General features: G+C 71.0%; 18 protein-coding genes. 9 read left to right on the plus strand and 9 right to left on the minus strand.

Features of this window, described 5'->3' with window-relative positions:
• Positions 1-42 precede the first annotated feature (42 nt).
• Entirely contained in the window at positions 43-783 is a 741-nt protein-coding gene (locus OOK07_RS04500) for a L,D-transpeptidase family protein (protein WP_266795103.1), read from the minus strand.
• 134 nt (positions 784-917) lie between these two features.
• Between OOK07_RS04500 and OOK07_RS04505 the strand changes: the two genes are divergently transcribed.
• Together OOK07_RS04505 and OOK07_RS04510 are read left to right on the plus strand one after the other, a co-directional pair.
• On the plus strand, positions 918-2,711 hold the full coding sequence (locus tag OOK07_RS04505) for an ABC transporter transmembrane domain-containing protein (protein ID WP_266795104.1): 1,794 nt from the start codon (positions 918-920) through the stop codon (positions 2,709-2,711).
• Positions 2,708-4,489 carry an ABC transporter ATP-binding protein gene (locus tag OOK07_RS04510; protein ID WP_266677149.1) on the plus strand — a complete coding sequence of 594 codons (1,782 nt, stop codon included), beginning with the start codon at positions 2,708-2,710 and terminating at the stop codon, positions 4,487-4,489. The genes OOK07_RS04505 and OOK07_RS04510 overlap by 4 nt, the downstream gene beginning before the upstream one ends.
• A 51-nt stretch (positions 4,490-4,540) precedes the next feature.
• On the opposite strand, the gene OOK07_RS04515 is transcribed toward OOK07_RS04510, so the two are convergent.
• Positions 4,541-5,092, minus strand: coding sequence for a COG4315 family predicted lipoprotein (locus OOK07_RS04515; protein WP_266795106.1), 552 nt, complete (start codon positions 5,090-5,092; stop codon positions 4,541-4,543).
• Positions 5,093-5,216: 124 nt separating this feature from the next.
• Here OOK07_RS04515 and OOK07_RS04520 point away from each other — a divergent pair, with 124 nt between their 5' ends.
• The 4 genes from OOK07_RS04520 (at position 5,217) to OOK07_RS04535 (ending at position 7,515) form a co-directional block, all read left to right on the plus strand.
• Positions 5,217-5,819: a sigma-70 family RNA polymerase sigma factor gene (locus tag OOK07_RS04520; protein WP_266677153.1), complete on the plus strand. Its 603-nt coding sequence runs from the start codon at positions 5,217-5,219 to the stop codon at positions 5,817-5,819.
• The gene (locus tag OOK07_RS04525; RefSeq protein WP_266795108.1) at positions 5,803-6,471 is read left to right on the plus strand and encodes a cupin domain-containing protein; all 669 of its coding nucleotides are present in this window, start codon (positions 5,803-5,805) and stop codon (positions 6,469-6,471) included. The genes OOK07_RS04520 and OOK07_RS04525 overlap by 17 nt, the downstream gene beginning before the upstream one ends.
• Positions 6,472-6,738: 267 nt before the next feature.
• Positions 6,739-7,209, plus strand: a complete 471-nt coding sequence (locus OOK07_RS04530) for a DUF5709 domain-containing protein (protein ID WP_266677157.1) — start codon at positions 6,739-6,741, stop codon at positions 7,207-7,209.
• Positions 7,210-7,236: 27 nt separating this feature from the next.
• A complete protein-coding gene (locus OOK07_RS04535; RefSeq protein ID WP_266677164.1) occupies positions 7,237-7,515 on the plus strand; it encodes a type B 50S ribosomal protein L31 in 279 nt (92 codons plus the stop codon).
• 135 nt (positions 7,516-7,650) lie between these two features.
• Here OOK07_RS04535 and OOK07_RS04540 read toward each other — a convergent pair whose 3' ends face one another.
• Positions 7,651-8,445: a metal-dependent hydrolase gene (locus OOK07_RS04540; RefSeq protein ID WP_266677166.1), complete on the minus strand. Its 795-nt coding sequence runs from the start codon at positions 8,443-8,445 to the stop codon at positions 7,651-7,653.
• A gap of 145 nt (positions 8,446-8,590) precedes the next feature.
• Here OOK07_RS04540 and OOK07_RS04545 point away from each other — a divergent pair, with 145 nt between their 5' ends.
• The gene (locus OOK07_RS04545; RefSeq protein WP_266795110.1) at positions 8,591-11,104 is read left to right on the plus strand and encodes a DEAD/DEAH box helicase; all 2,514 of its coding nucleotides are present in this window, start codon (positions 8,591-8,593) and stop codon (positions 11,102-11,104) included.
• Positions 11,105-11,123: 19 nt separating this feature from the next.
• On the plus strand, positions 11,124-11,990 hold the full coding sequence (locus tag OOK07_RS04550) for an acyl-CoA thioesterase (protein ID WP_266795112.1): 867 nt from the start codon (positions 11,124-11,126) through the stop codon (positions 11,988-11,990).
• A 1-nt stretch (position 11,991) separates the two neighbouring features.
• Here OOK07_RS04550 and OOK07_RS04555 read toward each other — a convergent pair whose 3' ends face one another.
• Together OOK07_RS04555 and OOK07_RS04560 are read right to left on the minus strand one after the other, a co-directional pair.
• Positions 11,992-12,936: a DUF6397 family protein gene (locus tag OOK07_RS04555; RefSeq protein WP_266677172.1), complete on the minus strand. Its 945-nt coding sequence runs from the start codon at positions 12,934-12,936 to the stop codon at positions 11,992-11,994.
• Between the two features lie 126 nt (positions 12,937-13,062).
• Positions 13,063-13,476 carry a roadblock/LC7 domain-containing protein gene (locus tag OOK07_RS04560; RefSeq protein WP_266677174.1) on the minus strand — a complete coding sequence of 138 codons (414 nt, stop codon included), beginning with the start codon at positions 13,474-13,476 and terminating at the stop codon, positions 13,063-13,065.
• Positions 13,477-13,569: 93 nt separating this feature from the next.
• Here OOK07_RS04560 and OOK07_RS04565 point away from each other — a divergent pair, with 93 nt between their 5' ends.
• Positions 13,570-13,998 (plus strand): PPOX class F420-dependent oxidoreductase, encoded by a 429-nt coding sequence (locus OOK07_RS04565; RefSeq protein ID WP_266677176.1) that lies wholly within the window; start codon positions 13,570-13,572, stop codon positions 13,996-13,998.
• 23 nt (positions 13,999-14,021) lie between these two features.
• Here OOK07_RS04565 and OOK07_RS04570 read toward each other — a convergent pair whose 3' ends face one another.
• From OOK07_RS04570 to OOK07_RS04585, 4 genes are all read right to left on the minus strand, one after another.
• Entirely contained in the window at positions 14,022-14,627 is a 606-nt protein-coding gene (locus tag OOK07_RS04570) for a GTP-binding protein (protein WP_266677178.1), read from the minus strand.
• A gap of 92 nt (positions 14,628-14,719) precedes the next feature.
• Positions 14,720-15,133 (minus strand): DUF742 domain-containing protein, encoded by a 414-nt coding sequence (locus OOK07_RS04575; RefSeq protein WP_266677180.1) that lies wholly within the window; start codon positions 15,131-15,133, stop codon positions 14,720-14,722.
• A gap of 22 nt (positions 15,134-15,155) precedes the next feature.
• Positions 15,156-15,593, minus strand: a complete 438-nt coding sequence (locus OOK07_RS04580; protein ID WP_266677182.1) for a roadblock/LC7 domain-containing protein — start codon at positions 15,591-15,593, stop codon at positions 15,156-15,158.
• Complete coding sequence (locus OOK07_RS04585) at positions 15,590-18,100, minus strand: sensor histidine kinase (protein ID WP_266795115.1); 2,511 nt, start codon at positions 18,098-18,100, stop codon at positions 15,590-15,592. The genes OOK07_RS04580 and OOK07_RS04585 overlap by 4 nt, the downstream gene beginning before the upstream one ends.
• Positions 18,101-18,154 lie beyond the last annotated feature (54 nt).

Raw genomic sequence — 18,154 nt, forward strand, 5'->3', positions numbered from 1 at the left:
TGTTCTACGGCGAGTTGGCGCCTCGTGGCAATGAGGCCTCCGTCAGAAGTGCGAGGACTTCAGGTCCGCCCTGTCCCCCATCACCACCACGGGATGCCGGTCCGGGTCGAGCGTGCGCAGCAGATACTCCATCGCCGCCCGGGAGACGCTGACGCAGGCCGACGTACCGCTGCCATGGTCCATGTGCAGCCAGATGCTGCCACCCTTCGCGTCGCCCTCGGGGCGCGTCGGGTCGTCGGGCGGGGTGCCCTTGACGCGGTTGTAGTCGATGGCGATGACGTAGTCGAAGTCGTGCCAGTGCGAGCGGGCCCACCAGCGCGGGGCCTCGAAGGACGCGTCGCGGGTGTAGGGGAGCCGGGCGCCGGGGTCGGCGAGGACGCCGCCCGCGTCGGTGAGGGTGAACACGCCGATCGGGCTGCGCCGGTCGCCCTCGTGATGGTCGGCGGTCCAGCCCTTCTTGCCGTTGTGCGCCGGCCAGCTGCGCATCCGGTCCCAGGCCGAGCCCTGCTTGCCGTACAGCACGACCGTGGAGTCCGCGGAGTCCTTGCCGTCGCCGTACACCGCCACGACCTGGCCGGAGTGGGCGGGGATCCGCCGTTGCAGAGGGTCGCCGACGTCAGGGATGGTCCGGGTGCGGTCGGCGATGTGCGGGCGGGTGCCGCCCGCGGCGCCCTTCTCACCTGCGCCGCCCTGTCGCTCGCTGCCGCAGGCCACCGACATCACCGCCAGCGTTCCCAGGACCGCCACCGCGACCGCCGTACGAGATGCACCGTTCTTTCGCATCGGCCCATTCTGTACGGCGCCACAGAAAAACCTGTTGCCTTCGGCCACGCTGCGAGGCGAACCTGTCACGGTTTGCTGCCGCCGTTCGCGGTTCCCGCCGCCCCCTGACACGAGCCACTGGGACGTCATCCGTCATGCAGATTCAAGACCTTCCCTATCCCGACCCGGGCGTGCCGGACGCCCGCTCGGGTCCCCGATTCCTGTGGTGGCTCGGCCGAAACCAACTGGGTGGTCAGTTCAAGTCGCTGGCCTGGGGCCTGCTGCATTTCGTGTCGGTCTCCGCGCTGCCGTTCTGCGTCGGCGCGGCCGTCCAGGCCGTCGTCGACCGCTCGGGCCGGCAACTCGCCCTTGCGGGAGGGCTGTTGGCGCTGACCGGCGTGGGCATCGCCCTCGGCGACACGTTCCTGCACCGCACCGCGGTGACCAACTGGATCACGGCCGCCGCCCGCGTGCAGCAGCTGCTCGCCCGCAGGGCGGCCCTGCTGGGCTCGGCGCTGACGCGGCGTGTCGCGGCCGGCGAGGTCGTCGCCGTCTCCACCGGCGACGTCGAGAAGATCGGCTGGTTCGTGGAGGCCGTCTCCCGTTTCACCGCGGCGGCCGTCACGGTCGTGCTGGTCTGTGTCGCCCTGGTCGTCTACCAGCCGGCGCTCGGCGTCGTCGTCGCCGCGGGCCTGCCCGTGCTGGCGTTCGCGGTGCTGCCGCTGCTGCCGCGGGCGACCCGGCGGGCCGACTTCCAGCGCGAGAAGGCGGGGCGGGCCACCGAGCTGGCCTCGGACACCGTCGCCGGCCTGCGCGTGCTGCGCGGTATCGGCGGCGAGGAACTGTTCCTCGACCGCTACCGCCGCGCCTCCCAGGAGGTCCGCCACGCCGCCGTGCGCAGTGCCCGCATGTGGTCCCTGATCTCCGCGATCCAGGTGCTGCTGCCGGGTCTGCTGATGGTGGCGGTCGTCTTCTACGGCGTCCACCTGGCACGCCAGGGCCGCATCACCGTCGGCGAACTGGTCACCGTCTACAGCTCGGTGATGATCCTCACCTATCCGCTGCGCCACTTCGAGGAGATCGCCATGGCGTACTCCTTCTCGCGGCCCTCCGCCACGCGGGCGGCGGGCGTGCTGGCGCTGGAGCGGGCCACGGACACCGGCGGTTCGCGCGCGGCCGACCTCCCCTCCGGGGACCTGTACGACCCGGCGACCGGACTGCTCGCGCCCACCGGCCGCCTGACCGCCGTCGTGTGCGGCGACCCGGACGCGGCGGGGCGCCTGGCCGAACGGCTGGGCGGGCACCCGCCCGAGCAAGGCGTGTCCGTCCTGCTCGGCGGCGTCCCCCTGGACGAGCTGCCGCTGGACACGGCCCGCAAGGCCGTCCTCGTCCAGGACAAGGACCCGGTGCTGCTGTCCGGCTCGCTGCACGAACTGCTCGACGTACCCGCTTCGGGTGACGTCGCCGCACAGGACTCGCTGGCGGCCGCCCAGTGCGGGGACGTCCTGGAGGCGCTGGCCCAGGGGTCGTTGGACGCCGCGGACCCGATGGACGCGCGGATCACCGAACGCGGGCGGTCGCTGTCCGGCGGTCAGCGCCAGCGGCTCGCGCTCGCCCGGTCGCTGATCACCGACCCGGAGGTGCTCGTCCTGGACGAGCCGACCTCGGCCGTCGACTCGCACACCGAGGCGCGGATCGCCAAGGGAGTGCGTGCCCTGCGGGAAGGACGGACGACGGTGGTCTTCACCTCCTCCCCGCTGCTCCTGGACCACGCCGACCGCGTCGTGCTGGTGCACGAGGGCGAGGTCGCGGCGGTCGGTGTGCACCGCGAGCTGGTGCACACCGAGCCCCGCTACCGGGCCGTGGTGACCCGGGAGACCGAGGAAGAGGCCGCCCCGAGCGGCGTGCTCGACATGGACGAACTGGAAGAAATCGAGGAGACGGCATGATCGGCGTGGCGCCACCGGCGTACGACCCGGCAGCCCCGACGACGGCGAACACCCTGCCCGTCGGCGCCCCCGCGACCGTACGCGCCTATGTGGCCGAGCTGTTCCGGCGACACCGGCGTGCCTTTCTGATCCTCATCACCGTCAACACGGTGTCCGTGATCGCCTCGATGGCGGGCCCATGGCTGCTGGGCGACCTCGTCCAGCGGGTGTCGGACGGTGCGCGGGAGCTTCATCTGCCGCTCATCGTCTCGCTGTTCGTGCTCGCCCTGGTCGTGCAGGCGGTGTTCGTGCGGGAGGTGCGGTTGCGCGGGGCGATGCTCGGCGAGCGGATGCTGGCCGATCTGCGCGAGGACTTCCTCGTACGGTCGGTCGGGCTGCCGCCGGGTGTCCTGGAGCGGGCGGGCACAGGTGATCTGCTGTCCCGGATCACCACGGACATCGACCGGCTGGCGAACGCGATGCGCGAGGCCGTGCCGCAGCTGTCGATCGGCGTGGTGTGGGTGGTGCTGCTGCTCGGCGGGCTCGTCGTCACTGTGCCGCCGCTGGCGCCCGCCGTCCTGATCGCCGTTCCCCTCCTGGTGGTCGGCTGCCGCTGGTACTTCAAACGGGCGCCGTCCGGCTACCGTTCCGAGGCCGCGGGGTACGCCGCCGTGGCCGCCGCCCTTGCCGAGACCGTCGACGCAGGCCGCACCGTCGAGGCCCACCGCCTCGGCGACCGCCGCATCGAACTGTCGGAGCGCCGGGTCAAGGAGTGGACAGCCTGGGAGAACTACACGCTGTGGCTGCGGTCCGTGCTCTTCCCCGTCATCAACCTCACCCATGTGACCGTGCTCGCTTCGGTGCTGATGATCGGCGGCGTGTTCGTCCTGCGGGGCTGGATCGACGTGGGCCAGCTGACCACGGGCGCGCTGATCGCGCAGATGCTCGTGGATCCGGTGAACCTCATCCTGCGCTGGTACGACGAGCTGCAGGTGGCGCAGGTGTCGCTGGCCCGGCTGGTCGGCGTACGCGACATCGAGCCGGACGCCGGGGGCCGGACCCCGGCGCCCGACGGACGTGACGTGCACGCGGACCGGGTGCACTTCGGCTACCGCGAGGGTGTGGACGTGCTGCGCGAGGTGTCCCTGCGGGTCGCGCCGGGTACCCGGCTGGCCTTGGTGGGCCCTTCCGGCGCGGGCAAGTCCACGCTGGGCAGGCTGCTCGCCGGCATCTACGCGCCCCGGGAGGGTCGCATCACCCTCGGCGGCGCCGAGCTGTCCCGGATGCCCGCCGAACAGGTCCGCTCCCACGTGGCCCTCGTCAACCAGGAGCATCACGTCTTCGTGGGCTCCCTGCGCGACAACCTCCTGCTGGCCCGTACGGACGCGGTGGACACCGAACTGTGGGCGGCGCTGGGCGCAGTCGACGCCGACGGCTGGGCCCGTGCGCTGGACGACGGTCTGGACACGGAGGTCGGCTCGGGCGGGCTGACCCTCACCCCGGCCCAGGCCCAGCAGATCGCGCTGGCCCGCCTGGTGCTGGCGGACCCGCACACGCTGGTCCTGGACGAGGCGACCTCGCTGCTCGACCCACGTGCGGCACGCCACCTCGAACGGTCCCTCGCCCGCGTCCTCGACGGCCGCACGGTCGTCGCCATCGCCCACCGGCTGCACACCGCCCACGACGCGGACGTCATCGCCGTCGTGGAGAGCGGCCGCATCAGCGAGCTGGGCAGCCACGACGACCTGGTCGCGGCACAGGGCGCGTACGCGGCGCTGTGGCGGTCGTGGCACGGGTGAGTGTCCCGAACCGGTCGGGGGCTGCCGTACCGCGGCGGCTCCCGGCCGGCATCAGTAGCCACCACTGCCGCTGCTGCCGTTTCCGTTGCCGTTCGACGCCGGGACGGCCTTCTTGATCGCCGTGCCCTTGGTGTTCATGACGTACCAGATCTTGTCGATGCCCTGCCCCTTGAGGTCGCCGGCCGCGCGGTCCTTGGCGTAGTAGTACAGGGGGTGTCCGGCATACGTCGCCTGTGCCTTGCCCGCTCCCTTCGTGGTGCCGATGAGGCCGGCGTCGACGCCGGAGCCCGCGTGCGGCTTGCCTTCCATGTGCGGCCACAGCTTGACGCACGCGGCGTCACAGTTCATCGAGTTGGTGTTCTTGCCGTCCTCGGTGAACAGGTACAGCGTGCGCCCCTTGCCGTCGACGAGGATGTCGCCAAGCGGCGAGTGGCCGGCCTTGATGGTGGAGGTGTCCATGACTGCCGCTGCCGGGCTGCCCTTCTGGGCGCCACTGGCCCCGCTCCCGCTCCCGCTCGCGCCGGCACAGCCGGCCAGTGCCAGTGCCGCGATGGCGACCCCTGCCACGGTGATGCCGCTGCGCCCGATGATCTCTCGCCTCATGATGTCTCCGTCCTTTCTGACGGAGGTTGTACGGACGAGCGGCGCCGACGGATTGGGGCGGTTTGCGTTCAATTCTTTCGGCACTCGTTCAATCCCTTCGGCACTCCCATACGTACACAAGGGTGTGGAACTGTTCCCTCGCGCGGACCGGGTCGACGACGCCTCGCTCGTCGCCGGCTTCGCGCTGGGCGACGAACAGGCGGCGGCCGCCTTCGTCCGCCGCTTCCAGGACGCGGTCCACGGTCTGGCGCTCTCCGTGACCCGCGATCCGATGCTGGCCGAGGACGTGAGCCAGGAGGTGTTCGTCCGGGCCTGGCGGGCGGCGGGGAACTACGACCCCCGCCGGGCCTCGGCGCTCACCTGGCTGCTGACCATCACCCGAAACGCCGCGATCGACGCCGTACGGGCCCGGCGCGCCACGCCTGTCCTCGCGGAGACCCTGGAGCGGCTGCTGGATGTGACCCTGCGGGCCGACAACGACTCCGACGGCACTGCGCGACAGGCCCTCGCCGCCCTGGAGAGCGAGCGCGCCCTCGCCCGGCTGCGGGTCCTGCCCGTCGAGCAGGCCCGCGCCGTCGCCCTCGCCGTGCTCGGCGGCTGCACCGCCGCCGAGGTGGGCCGGCACGAGAACATCCCCCTGGGCACAGCCAAGACCCGCATCCGCACCGGCCTGCGCAGACTGCGCGACGCGCTGAAGGAGGGAAGCCGCGATGGAACGCCACCCTGACGCCCGGGAACACCACCCTGACGAGGACGAACTGACCGCCCTGGCTCTCGGCACCCTCCCCGGCGAGCCCGCGGAGCTGCTGCGCCATCTCACCGTCTGCGCCTCCTGCCGCTCGGCATACGACGACCTGTCGGCGGCCGTCGACGCGGTACTGCCGGCGGCCCCCGTGGTCGCGGCTCCGCCCGGCTTCGACGCCCGGGTCCTCAGCCGCCTGGAACTGCGCCGCCCCTCCCCCGCGAGCCGGTTCCACCGGACCCCGCTGCTGGTCGCCGCGGCCGCCGCGGCCGGACTCTGCCTGGGCGCCGTCGGCACCACTGTCCTGCACCACGAGTCGGCGCCGGTCCAGGTGGCCGCGAGCGATCACGGAGCCCTTCTGGTCACGGGTTCGGGGGCCAAGGTCGGCACCGTGGAACCGAGCCGTGCCGGCGACGAGCACGTCGTGGTCATGCAGATCACGGACGGCCGGTCCGGCACCCACTACACCTGCCGGCTCCGCCTCAAGGACGGCTCCACCCGCAGCGCCGGCCAATGGTGGATGCCGCCGTCCGGCCGGGCCACCTGGATCGCCTACGGATCCGCGGGCACCATCGACCGCGTCGAACTGGTGACGGACGACGGGCACGTATGGTCGTCGGCCGCTCTGCGGAGCTGACGTCGGGTCCCGGAGCAGGGCAACCGGGCATGATCGACGGGAGACGACCGACCGCACCCGACCGACGGGCCGGTCCCCGGCACCGGATACCTCCTCGTGCCGTGCCGTTGCGCAGTCACGAAAAGGGGTGGAAGGCTGGATAACGGCACCGGCTCGGGGAAGCTCCCTGGGACCGTCGGTTCTGCCGGGTGCAGCCTGTGCCCCGCGTGACGGCGGTCCGACGCCCCGCGCGGTGAGACGGGCCGTCCCCATCACCTGGAGGTACCCGTGAACAGCGCCGACGGATGGGGAGACGACGTCTACCAGCCCGACGGATCCGAGATCCAGGAGGACTCCGGGCTGCTCGACTCGGAGGACTCCCTGGTCAACGATGGTGTCGACGACCCCCTCGACCGGGGCTGGTCCCCTCCGGACAGACCATGGGCGGTGGAGCGTGCCGATGTGACGGCGGCGGAACGACGGCACGGGGAGACGTTGGAACAGCGGCTCGCCGAGGAAGTGCCGGATCTCATGGCGCCCGACGACGACGGCATCGGCGACTGCGACGGCACCGACGGCGAACTCCTGGACAACGAGGTCGGCACCGCCCGCTCCGGACGTCTCGTGGCACCCGACGAGGGCGCGCACGAGGACGACGAGAGCGCCATGGTCGCCACGGATGTGGGCATCGACGGCGCGGCGGCGTCCGCCGAGGAGGCCGCGATGCACATCGTCGACGAGGACGCCCTGTCCGGCTGAGCAGTCGCCACCAGTCAAGGAGCACCCATGGAGCAGGACAAGCACCCCGACTACCACCCGGTGGTCTTCCGCGACCGCGCGGCAGGCTACGCCTTCCTGACCCGGTCCACCGCGACCAGCAACCGGACCATCGAGTGGGACGACGGCGAGACCTACCCGGTGGTGGACGTGGAGATCTCCTCCGAGAGCCACCCGTTCTACACCGGCAAGGCGCGGACGGTGGACACGGAGGGCCGCATCGCCCAGTTCGAGCGACGCTACGGGGGCGGGGGCGAGGCCGGAGGCGAGCAGGGTTCCACCGGCTGACCCCTGCGGCCTCACCCGGCCGAGAGGGAATTCGTGGCGTCCGGCGGTCACCTCCGGGCTTCGGGATCCGTCACTGAGACGGAAGCAGTTCGGAGATCTCGAAGACCCCGGTCCCCGCTTCCAGAGGCCCGCCCGTCAGATGAAGTTCAGCGCCGCCGCGCAGCCCACTCCGCCGAGCAGCATGAACACCGGCATCAGCACCTTGAGCTCGACCCAGCTGCCCGCCCGGAACCGCATGAACTTCGGCGGACCGATCGGGTACCAGCGCTTGCGGCCCACCGGGATCGGCCACAGGATCGGGCACCCCGAGACCGTCAGCGCGTCCCCGATGTCGTGCACTATCGCGCCCAGCACGATCGGCAGGCCCAGCCACAGGTAGGCCTGGCCGGGCTGTGTGAACAGCCAGTCCGAGCCGTTGCCCGGCTTGTCCAGGACGCTGGCGAGGATCCACGCGCTGGTCGCGGCCAGCAGCCAGACCAGGACGTCGCTGCTGGATCCCCGGGCCGCCCGCCACAACAGGCCCTCGATGGCCAGCACCATGTGGACGAAGAGGATGGCGAGGACCGCCCAGCGGCCACCGGTGATGGCGGCGACCGACGTACCCGCGCCGAGCAGGACAGCCCACAGCCAGGTGTGGGTGAGCGTGCGGTGACCCCCGGCGCGGCGCGGGTCGCCCTGCTTCCTCGTCGCCTTGTAGACGGCGTAGGAGAGCTTGTCGACGATCTCGCACAGCCCGCGTGAGAGGGGACCGAAGGCCCTCGAGATGGTGGCCGCCTTGTGGTCCAGGTCCGGTGCGAGCGCGGCTCCGGCGCAGATCAGGGCGCCGACCAGGAGTACGGGCCAGGGCATGGCGTGCCCTGCCGCCGCGGCCGCCGCACCGACGCCGAGCCAGGCGGCGGCGCCCGACAGTGAGTGTGCTGGTCCCATCATGGCCGTTGCCCGCCCCATTCCTCTTGTGCCGCTGTCCAGTTGACCGGGTGCGCTGACACTCCGTCGGCGTCACAGCGTACTGGTCGTGATCTTCGAGGCGACAACCGATTCCCCTATGAGGGAGGACGCCAGGCAAGATGGGTGCGTGACCCTCATCGATCAGCTGCCACCGACCGCCGACCCCGACGCCCTCTACGAAGCCTTCGAGTCGTGGGCCCAGGAGCGCGGGCTCACGCTCTACTCCCACCAGGAGGAAGCGCTGATCGAGGCGGTCTCCGGGGCGAACGTGATCGTGTCGACGCCCACCGGCTCCGGTAAGAGCATGATCGCGGCGGGCGCCCACTTCGCCGCCCTCGCCCGGGACGAGGTCACCTTCTACACGGCGCCGATCAAGGCGCTGGTGTCGGAGAAGTTCTTCGAGCTGTGCAAGATCTTCGGCACCGAGAACGTCGGCATGCTGACCGGCGACGCGTCCGTGAACTCGGATGCGCCCGTCATCTGCTGCACCGCCGAAGTGCTCGCCTCGATCGCACTGCGCGACGGGAAGAACGCTGACGTCGGCCAGGTCGTCATGGACGAGTTCCACTTCTACGCGGAGGGGGACCGTGGCTGGGCCTGGCAGATCCCGATCCTGGAACTCCCCCAGGCGCAGTTCGTCCTGATGTCCGCCACACTCGGCGACGTCGCGATGTTCGAGAAGGACCTCACCCGGCGCACCGGCCGCCCCACGTCGGTGGTCCGCTCGGCGACCCGCCCGGTCCCCCTCTCCTACGAATACCGGCTCACCCCGCTCACGGAGACGCTGACCGAGCTGCTGGAGACCAGGCAGGCCCCGGTCTACATCGTGCACTTCACGCAGGCGCAGGCCGTGGAGCGGGCGCAGGCGCTGATGAGCATCAACATGTGCACGCGCGAGGAGAAGGACCAGATCGCGGAGCTGATCGGCAACTTCCGCTTCACCACCAAGTTCGGCCGCAACCTCTCGCGTTACGTGCGGCACGGCATCGGCGTGCATCACGCCGGCATGCTGCCCAAGTACCGGCGGCTGGTGGAGAAGCTCGCCCAGGCCGGCCTGCTGAAGGTGATCTGCGGCACGGACACGCTGGGCGTCGGCGTCAACGTGCCCATCCGCACAGTGCTGTTCACAGCCCTGACCAAGTACGACGGGAGCCGCGTCCGCACGCTGCGGGCCCGTGAGTTCCATCAGATCGCCGGTCGAGCAGGGCGGGCCGGGTTCGACACGGCGGGCTTCGTCATCGCCCAGGCTCCCGAGCACGTCGTCGAGAACGAGAAGGCGCTGGCCAAGGCGGGCGACGACCCGAAGAAGCGCCGCAAGGTCGTCCGCAAGAAGGCACCGGAGGGCTTCGTCGGCTGGACGGAGACCACCTTCGACAAGCTCATCACCTCCGATCCGGAACCGCTGACCTCCCGCTTCCGGGTGACGCACACGATGCTGCTGTCGGTGATCGCCCGCCCGGGCAACGCCTTCGAGGCGATGCGGCACCTCCTGGAGGACAACCACGAGCCACGCAAGCAGCAGCTGAGGCACATCCGGCGCGCGATCGCCATCTATCGCTCGCTGCTGGACGGCGGCATCGTGGAGAAACTCGACGAGCCGGACGCCTCGGGCCGGATCGTCCGTCTCACCGTGGACCTGCAGCAGGACTTCGCCCTCAACCAGCCGCTGTCCACTTTCGCGCTCGCCGCGTTCGAACTGCTCGAACCGGAGTCGCCGTCGTATGCGCTGGACATGGTGTCCGTCGTCGAGTCGACGCTGGACGACCCGCGGCAGATCCTCGTCGCCCAGCTGAACAAGGCCAAGGGCGAGGCCGTCGCCGCGATGAAGGCTGACGGCGTCGAGTACGAGGAGCGCATGGAGCGCCTCCAGGACATCACCTACCCCAAGCCGCTGGAGGAGCTGCTCTTCCACGCCTACGACACGTACCGCAAGAGCCATCCCTGGGTGGGCGACCATCCGCTGTCGCCGAAGTCCGTCATCCGCGACATGTACGAACGGGCGATGTCCTTCACGGAGTTGGTGTCGTTCTACGAGCTGGCCCGCACCGAGGGCATCGTGCTGCGCTACCTCGCGAGCGCCTACAAGACCCTCGACCACAACATCCCGGACGACCTCAAGTCCGAGGACCTGCAGGACCTGATCGAGTGGCTCGGCGAGATGGTCCGCCAGGTCGACTCCAGCCTGCTGGACGAGTGGGAGCAGCTCGCCAACCCGGAGGAGATGACGGCCGAGGAGGCCCAGGAGAAGGCCGACGAGGTCAAGCCGGTCACCTCCAACGCGCGCGCCTTCCGGGTCCTGGTCCGCAACGCGATGTTCCGCCGCGTCGAGCTCGCCGCCCTGGACCACGTCGAGGAGCTGGGCGAGTTGGACGCCGAGTCCGGCTGGGACGCCGACGCGTGGGGCGAGGCGATGGACAAGTACTGGGACGAGTACGACGACCTGGGCACCGGCCCCGACGCCCGCGGCCCCAAGCTGCTGCTCATCGAGGAGGAGCCGGAGCACGGCCTGTGGCGCGCTCGCCAGATCTTCGCCGACCCGAACGGCGATCATGACTGGGGCATCAGCGCGGAGATCGACCTCGCGGCCTCCGACACAGAGGGCCGTGCGATCGTCCGTGTCACCGATGTCGGCCAGCTGTGAGCCAAGGAGAATCCCCCGCATGACGAACCCGGCCGAGAGACTCGTCGACCTGCTCGACCTGGAGCAGATCGAGGTCAACATCTTCCGTGGCCGCAGCCCGCACGAGTCCCTGCAGCGGGTCTTCGGCGGCCAGGTGGCCGGCCAGGCGCTGGTCGCCGCCGGCCGCACCACGGACGGCGACCGTCCGGTGCACTCACTGCACGCGTACTTCCTGCGCCCGGGCCGGCCGGGCGTGCCCATCGTGTACCAGGTGGAGCGGGTGCGGGACGGCAGGTCCTTCACGACCCGCCGGGTCACAGCCGTGCAGCAGGGACGCACGATCTTCAATCTCACCGCTTCCTTTCACCAGCCTGAGGAAGGACCCTTCCAGCACCAGCTGCCGCCGGCCCGCAAGGTCCCGGACCCCGAGTCGCTGCCGACGGTGATGGAGGAGGTCCGCGAGCATCTGGGCGAGCTGCCCGAGCAGTTGGAGCGGATGGCCCGGCGTCAGCCCTTCGACATCCGGTATGTGGACCGGCTGCGCTGGACTCCCGAGGAGATCAAGGACGCCGAGCCGCGCAGCGCTGTGTGGATGCGTGCGGTCGGGCCGCTCGGCGACGCCCCGCTCGTGCACACCTGCGCTCTGACCTACGCCAGTGACATGACCCTCCTGGACGCCGTCCGCATCCCGATCGAACCCCTGTGGGGCCCGCGGAGTTTCGACATGGCGTCGCTGGACCACGCCATGTGGTTCCACCGGCCGTTTCGCGCGGACGAGTGGTTCCTCTACGACCAGGAGTCTCCGATCGCGACGGGCGGCCGGGGGCTTGCCCGCGGCCGGATCTACGACGGGCAGGGACGGCTGATCGTGTCCGTGGTCCAGGAGGGGCTCTTCCGGGCGCTGTAGTTCACGCGCTTCTGCGCAGCAGTCTGCTCAACAACCCGCGTGAGCACCCCGGTTCCTCGGACTCGGTTGGGCTCTGCTCCGCGGCCGTCGGGAGTGTGGGGTGTGTCGGTTCCCGTGCTTCCGTCGGCGCCGGCCCGGGAGCCGGCCGCCCGTGCCCGGGAGTCGGGCGGGGCGCGGGCTGGAGTGCGCGCGCCTCGTCCACCGCCTGCGCGAGATCGGCTCGCAGCCAGCCGATCTCACCGGGGTCCTGCGCCATGGAGAGGCTCTCGGCCAAGTGCGCGGCGGGCGAACCGGGTGCGCCGTGCGCCGGCGGACTGGGCCGGAACCGGTTCAGGTGGGCGCGCTCGTAGGGGTCCTGGACGATCTCCGCGATCTGAACGGCGTCGAGCTGAGACGCCACGGCCGCCGCACACGCCCACGGATGGTCGCCCGCTCGTCGCCGCAGGAAACCGAGGTGCCGGCCCCGCCAGGTCCGCGGTCGCAGATCCAGCCCCTCGGCCAGCTGCTGCCGCAGTCCGGCGGACGTACGGCCCCTCAGCAGCGGCGCGTTGTTCTCGTCGGCCGCGAACTGCCGTAGTTCTTCAGCCAGATAGAGCCAGACGACGGCACGGTAGCGGTTGAGGTAGAACCTCACCGGCACGACCACACCGAGCCTGGCCAGGCGGGTGAACCTGCCGAGCGGTACGGCCATCAGTTCAGCGCCGTCCTTCGTGCCAACGGCCTCGACACGTTGCTTCAGTGTCCCGGGAAAGCCGTCCTCGGCGTGCAGGCGGTCGATCTCGGTGCGGGTGACCCGTAGGCCCCCGCCTCCTTCGTCCGGCACGGTGCGGATGTGTCCGAGATTGACGCCGAGGTCGAACTCCCCTCGCTTCAGGCCCAGTTCGCGGGCCGCACGGCTCGGCGTGCAGGATGCGCTGTTCGGTTGCGTGACAGTGTTGCCGGACATGTTCGGTCTCCCCCGTGGAGTACGTGGCCCGCGCCGTGCGCGCGGCCTCGGGAAAAACCGTAGCCGCTTTGGCGGATCGCGTGGCGAGCCTGTGGATAACTCCGATCGAGACGACGAACCTGCAGGTCAGATGTCCGTGGTCGTGGTTCGCTCGGGCTGTCGCGTCTCCACGCCGAGGTGTTCGCCGACCCGGTTGACGAGCAGGGTCATCTCGTAGCCGATCTGGCCGATGTCGGCCTCCGCCCCGCTGAGCACGCACAGACAGCTGCTGGCGCCGGCGGCGGTGACGAACAGCACCGCGTCGTCGAACTCGACCATCGTCTGGCGTACTCTGCCCGCGCCGAAGTGGCGTCCCGACCCCTTGGCCAGGCTGTGCAGTCCGGACGAGACGGCGGCGAGGTGCTCGGCGTCCTCGCGCCGCAGGCCCGTGCTCGCTCCCGTCACCAGCCCGTCGTTGGACAGGACCAATGCGTGCCGCACATGTTCGACGCGCTCGGTCAGGTCGTCCAACAGCCAGTCAAGTCCCTGGTTCTGCGCCATGATCCGGTCTCCCCGTGTGACGACTCCCCCTGGCCGGAGGATCTCCACGCCAGCCTTCACCACGACCGGCCCACGGGCAAGGAGGATAGGAACATGGCGCAGAAGATGACCGACGACGAATGGCGGGCGTTCGTCTCGCACGGCACCCGCACCGCGAAGCTGTCGACCGTGAGGGCCGACGGAAGCCCGCACGTGACACCGATCTGGTTCGTGCTCGACGGCGACGAACTGGTGTTCAACACCGCCAAGACCAGCGTGAAAGGAAGGAATCTGGCTCGTGACGGCCGGGCCGCCCTGTGTATCGACGACGACCGGCCGCCCTTCGACTTCGTCGTCCTGCAGGGCCGTGCCCGGATCTCGGAGGACCTCGGGGAGCTGACGCACTGGGCTGCCCGCATCGGGGCCCGGTACATGGGTGAGGAGCGTGCCGAGGAGTTCGGGCGGCGCAACGGCGTGCCGGGGGAACTCCTCGTCCGCATCGCGATCGACAAGGTCCTGGCCGAGAAGGCCGTCGCGAGCTGAGCGCGGCTGACCTCCGGCCCCGGTCAGCCGACCGAGTCGAGAAGCCGGGCGGTGTGCATCCGCCCGGCGTACTCGACGAGCCGGATCAGCACCTCTTTCCCCGAGTCCCGGTCACGGGCGTCGCAGAGCACCACCGGCGTTCCCCGGTCGAGGTCGAGGGCGCGCGAGACGTCCTGGGCCCCGTAGGTGCGGGAGCCCGTGAAGCAGTTGACGGCCACCACGAACGGGATGTGCCGGTGCTCGAAGTAGTCCACCGCGGGGAAGCAGTCCTCCAGCCGTCGGGTGTCCGCGAGAACCACGGCACCGAGAGCCCCCTGCGACAGTTCGTCCCACAGGAACCAGAAACGGTCCTGGCCCGGTGTGCCGAAGAGGTAGAGCGAGAGACCGGACCGGATGGTGATACGTCCGAAGTCCATGGCGACGGTCGTCGTGACCTTCTGGTCCACGCCGTCCGTGTCGTCCACCAACTGGCCGGCTTCGCTGAGCAGTTCCTCGGTGCGCAGCGGCCTGATCTCACTGACCGCGCCCACCAGAGTCGTCTTGCCCACGCCGAATCCGCCGGCGACCAGGATCTTCAACGCCAGCGCGGTCGTATCGCCGCCCTGTGCATCGGAGTGCTCGGAGACCATCGATCACTTCTCTCGGGAGTGCCGGCAACGGTCGACGTCGACATGCATCATCACAACTGCGTCCCCTCTCCGAGGGATTGCACAACTCTCATCTACAGCGCCCGCAATCCTTCGATCACCTCGCGCAGAATCCGTTCGTCGGGAAGCTGGGCGGGCGGCACCGGAAGGCTGACCGTGACGCAGCCGAGTTCGAGCAGGTCGCCGAGAAGGACCCGGACCACTCCCACGGGCAGGTCGCATCCCGCGGCGAGCTCCGCGACCGACTGGGTCTCCGTGCGGCACAGTTCGATCAGGTCCTGGTGTTCCGGCCCGAGCCCCGTGTCGTCCTCGGCGCCGGGCGCGCCCGCGTCCAGGGTGACCAGGGCGATCAGGTCGAAGCGGACCCCGGTGGGGCCAGGCCTGGTGCGGCCGCCCGTCATGGCGTACGGGCGCACCAGGGGCCCCGCCTCGCTGTCGTACCACTGGCTGCCCGGCTCGATCGGGGTGCCGGTCCTGTCCACGTTCATCTGCGCGCGTCACTCTCTCGCCTCATCGGGCGGCGGGCGGCCGCGCGGCAACGCGCGTCGGGGTGTAGAGGTGCTCTCCGACGCGTTTGACCAGTCGTGCCATCTCGTACGCCACCAGGCCGATGTCGGCGGTCACGGCGGTGAGCACGGCGAGGCAGGAGCCGTCGCCCGCGGCGGCCACGAACAGGAAGCCGTCGTCCATCTCCACCATGGTCTGACGCACCCCGCCGGCGCCGAAGTGCCGGCCGGCACCCTTGGCCAGGCTCTGGAACCCGGACGCCACGGCGGCGAGGTGTTCCGCGTCCTCACGACGCAGATCGGATGACGCGCCCACGGCGAGTCCGTCGTTGGACAGCACCACGGCGTGCCGCACCTCGCTCACTCGCTGGACCAAGTCGTCCAACAGCCAGTCGAGTTCGCCGGATCTCGGGTCGGCCCTCATGCTCGGGTCCTGGATCATGCGTGGTCTCCTTCGCTGCTGTCGCTGCGCGGTGTGGGATCCAGTCCGGCACCGCGGCCGGGTTGCCTGCCGCCGCCGCGCGTCCAGCCGTCGCGGTAGGCCGCCATGCGCTCGCGCACGACCTCGGGGCTGCGCGGTTCCTCGCGGGGAGAGGCCGGTGTCCGGGCCGGCTCCTCGGTCCGCTGTTCGCGCAGTTGGGGGGCGAGACTCGCCTGGCGCACACGACGGGGCAGGTCGTCGGACTCTTCGGCGTCCTCCGGGGGACGGTGCAGGCGCAAGGTGGTCACTCCGGGGGGTGGGATGTCGGGCTCCGCCGCGGCCCTTGTGTGTGCCACCAGCGCGGGTCGCTCTGCCGTCGCCGGGACGGACTCCTGGTGCGGTGCGGCCTCGGGCAGGCGCGCGTACCGGCGTTCCGCCGGCTGCGGGGCGTTCGCGGTCTTGCCGGGGGAACGTTCCGCCGTCCCGCCGTGCAGCAGCGTCGTGGGCAGCAGTACGACTGCGGTGGTGCCGCCGTAGGGCGAGGTGCGCAGGTGCACCTTGATCCCGTGGCGGGCCGCGAGCCTGCTGACCACGAACAGGCCGAGACGGTCGCTGTCGAACAGGTCGAGTGCCTCGGACTGTTCGATGCGGCGGTTGGCCTCGGCGAGATTGTCCGTGCCCATGCCCAGGCCGCGGTCCTCGACCTCGACGACGTAGCCGTTGCCGACGGGTTCGCCGATGACGCGCACGCGCGTGTGGGGTGGCGAGAACTGGGCCGCGTTCTCGACGATCTCGGCCAGGAGGTGCGTGAGGTCGGCGACGGCCGAGCCGACGACCGATGCTTCGGGGAGCTGTCGTACTTCCACGCGCGCGTAGTCCTCGACCTCGGACACGGCCGCGCGGACCACATTCGTCAGCGAGACCGGCATGCGCCAGGCCCGGCCGGGTGCCGCACCGGAGAGGATGATCAGGCTCTCGGCGTGGCGCCTCATGCGGGTGGTGAGGTGGTCGAGCCGGAAGAGGTCGCTGAGTTCGCTGGGGTCGTCGGAACGGCGTTCCATGTTGTCCAGGAGGCTCAGCTGGCGGTGGACGAGGACCTGGCTGCGGCGGGCGAGGTTGACGAAGACACCGGAGATGCCGCCGGCGAGTTCGGCGCGTTCGACGGCGGCCCGCAGGGCGGCGCGGTGCACGGTGCCCAGGGCCTCGGCGACCTGTCCGGCCTCGTCCTCGGCGGGCGGTCCGGGCGGGGCCTCGGCCTGGATGTCGATCTCCTCGCCCGCGCGCAGCTTCCGCATGGCCTCGGGGAGGTCGCGCCGGGCGATCTCCAGAGCGCTGTTGCGCAGGTTCACGAGCTCGACGACGAGGCCTCGTCCGATACGGACGGAGATGACGAGCGACGCGGCCACCGCGGCGAGGCCGAGGAGCACCGCGGCGCCGGCCGGGGTGAGCGCGCCGCGGGTGAACGGGGCGGCGCTGTCGGCGACACCGCGCCCCGCGTTCTCCTCGATCGTCCGCATACGGTCCTGCACGCGCGCGTGTGCTGTGGCCCAGGTGGCCTCGGGTGCGGCGGTGAGCGGGCCCGGGGTGCCGTCGACGACCGCGTCCTCCGCCGTGCCCAGGGTGGCGTACGCGCTGCTCCCGGCGAGGTTCTGCCAGGCGCTCCGCTGCGGGCCGCCCAGATCGGCGACGGCGGCCTCGGTGAGGGCTCGGCGGGTGGCGACGGCGCCGGTGAACAGCCGCAGCCGCTCACCGCTGAGGCCACCGGACGGGCGGGTACCGGCCAGCATCGCGCCCTCCTGGGCCAATGCCTCTCCCGCGCGGGAGAACTCGAGCAGCACACGCGCGTCGGAGCCGAGGTCGGAGTCCTGGATGCCGGTGAGTGCGCCGCCCACCCCGAAGGCGCCGCTGATGGTCTTCGTGTACTGCCGGTATGTCACGTCCCAGTCCGCGCGGCGGTCGATCACCGCTGCGCGCAGGGACCGCAGCCGTTCGCCGCCTGCGACGAACGTCTCAAGCCGCTCGGACACCCCGGTGGGCAGCTCCTCGCTGTTCGCGACGGTGTGGTCGCCGCCGAGCCGCAGCTTCGCGATGGCCTTGTCGGTGCGGTCCGCGAGCTTCTTGTAGTCGCTGCCCTGTCCGGAGGACGGGTCGGTCGCGTAGCGCACCGCGGCCGCGCGCTCGGTCTGCAGTGCGGCGACCGCGGTGGCGACGGGGGTGCGGATCCTGGAGTCGACGCGCTGCAACTGCCGTAGCCGGGAGACGTCCTGTGCCGTGCTGACGGTGGCGTACGCCCACAGGGCCAGCAGTGAGACGACCGGAACCATCAGCAGGCAGACGATCTTCGCTCGCACGGTGCGCGGCCGTATTCGCCAGCCGCCCCCGCGCAACCGGCTGTCGTCCGGTGCCGGGCCCGCGGGTTCGTCCAAAACCTCGTCGGCGGGCGGCCCGGCATGGGCGCGACGCCCGCGCGCGGGAGACTGGGGCGGCGCCTCGGCGCCTGGGCTGAGGGTCCTACGCGGTGTACGCATGGCCTCCTCGCTCGGGAGTGGGTCGGGGGTGGGCCGAGGGATCCGGCAGCGCGG

Origin of the sequence: Streptomyces sp. NBC_00078 (genome assembly GCF_026343335.1) — a bacterium.
GTDB lineage: Bacteria > Actinomycetota > Actinomycetes > Streptomycetales > Streptomycetaceae > Streptomyces.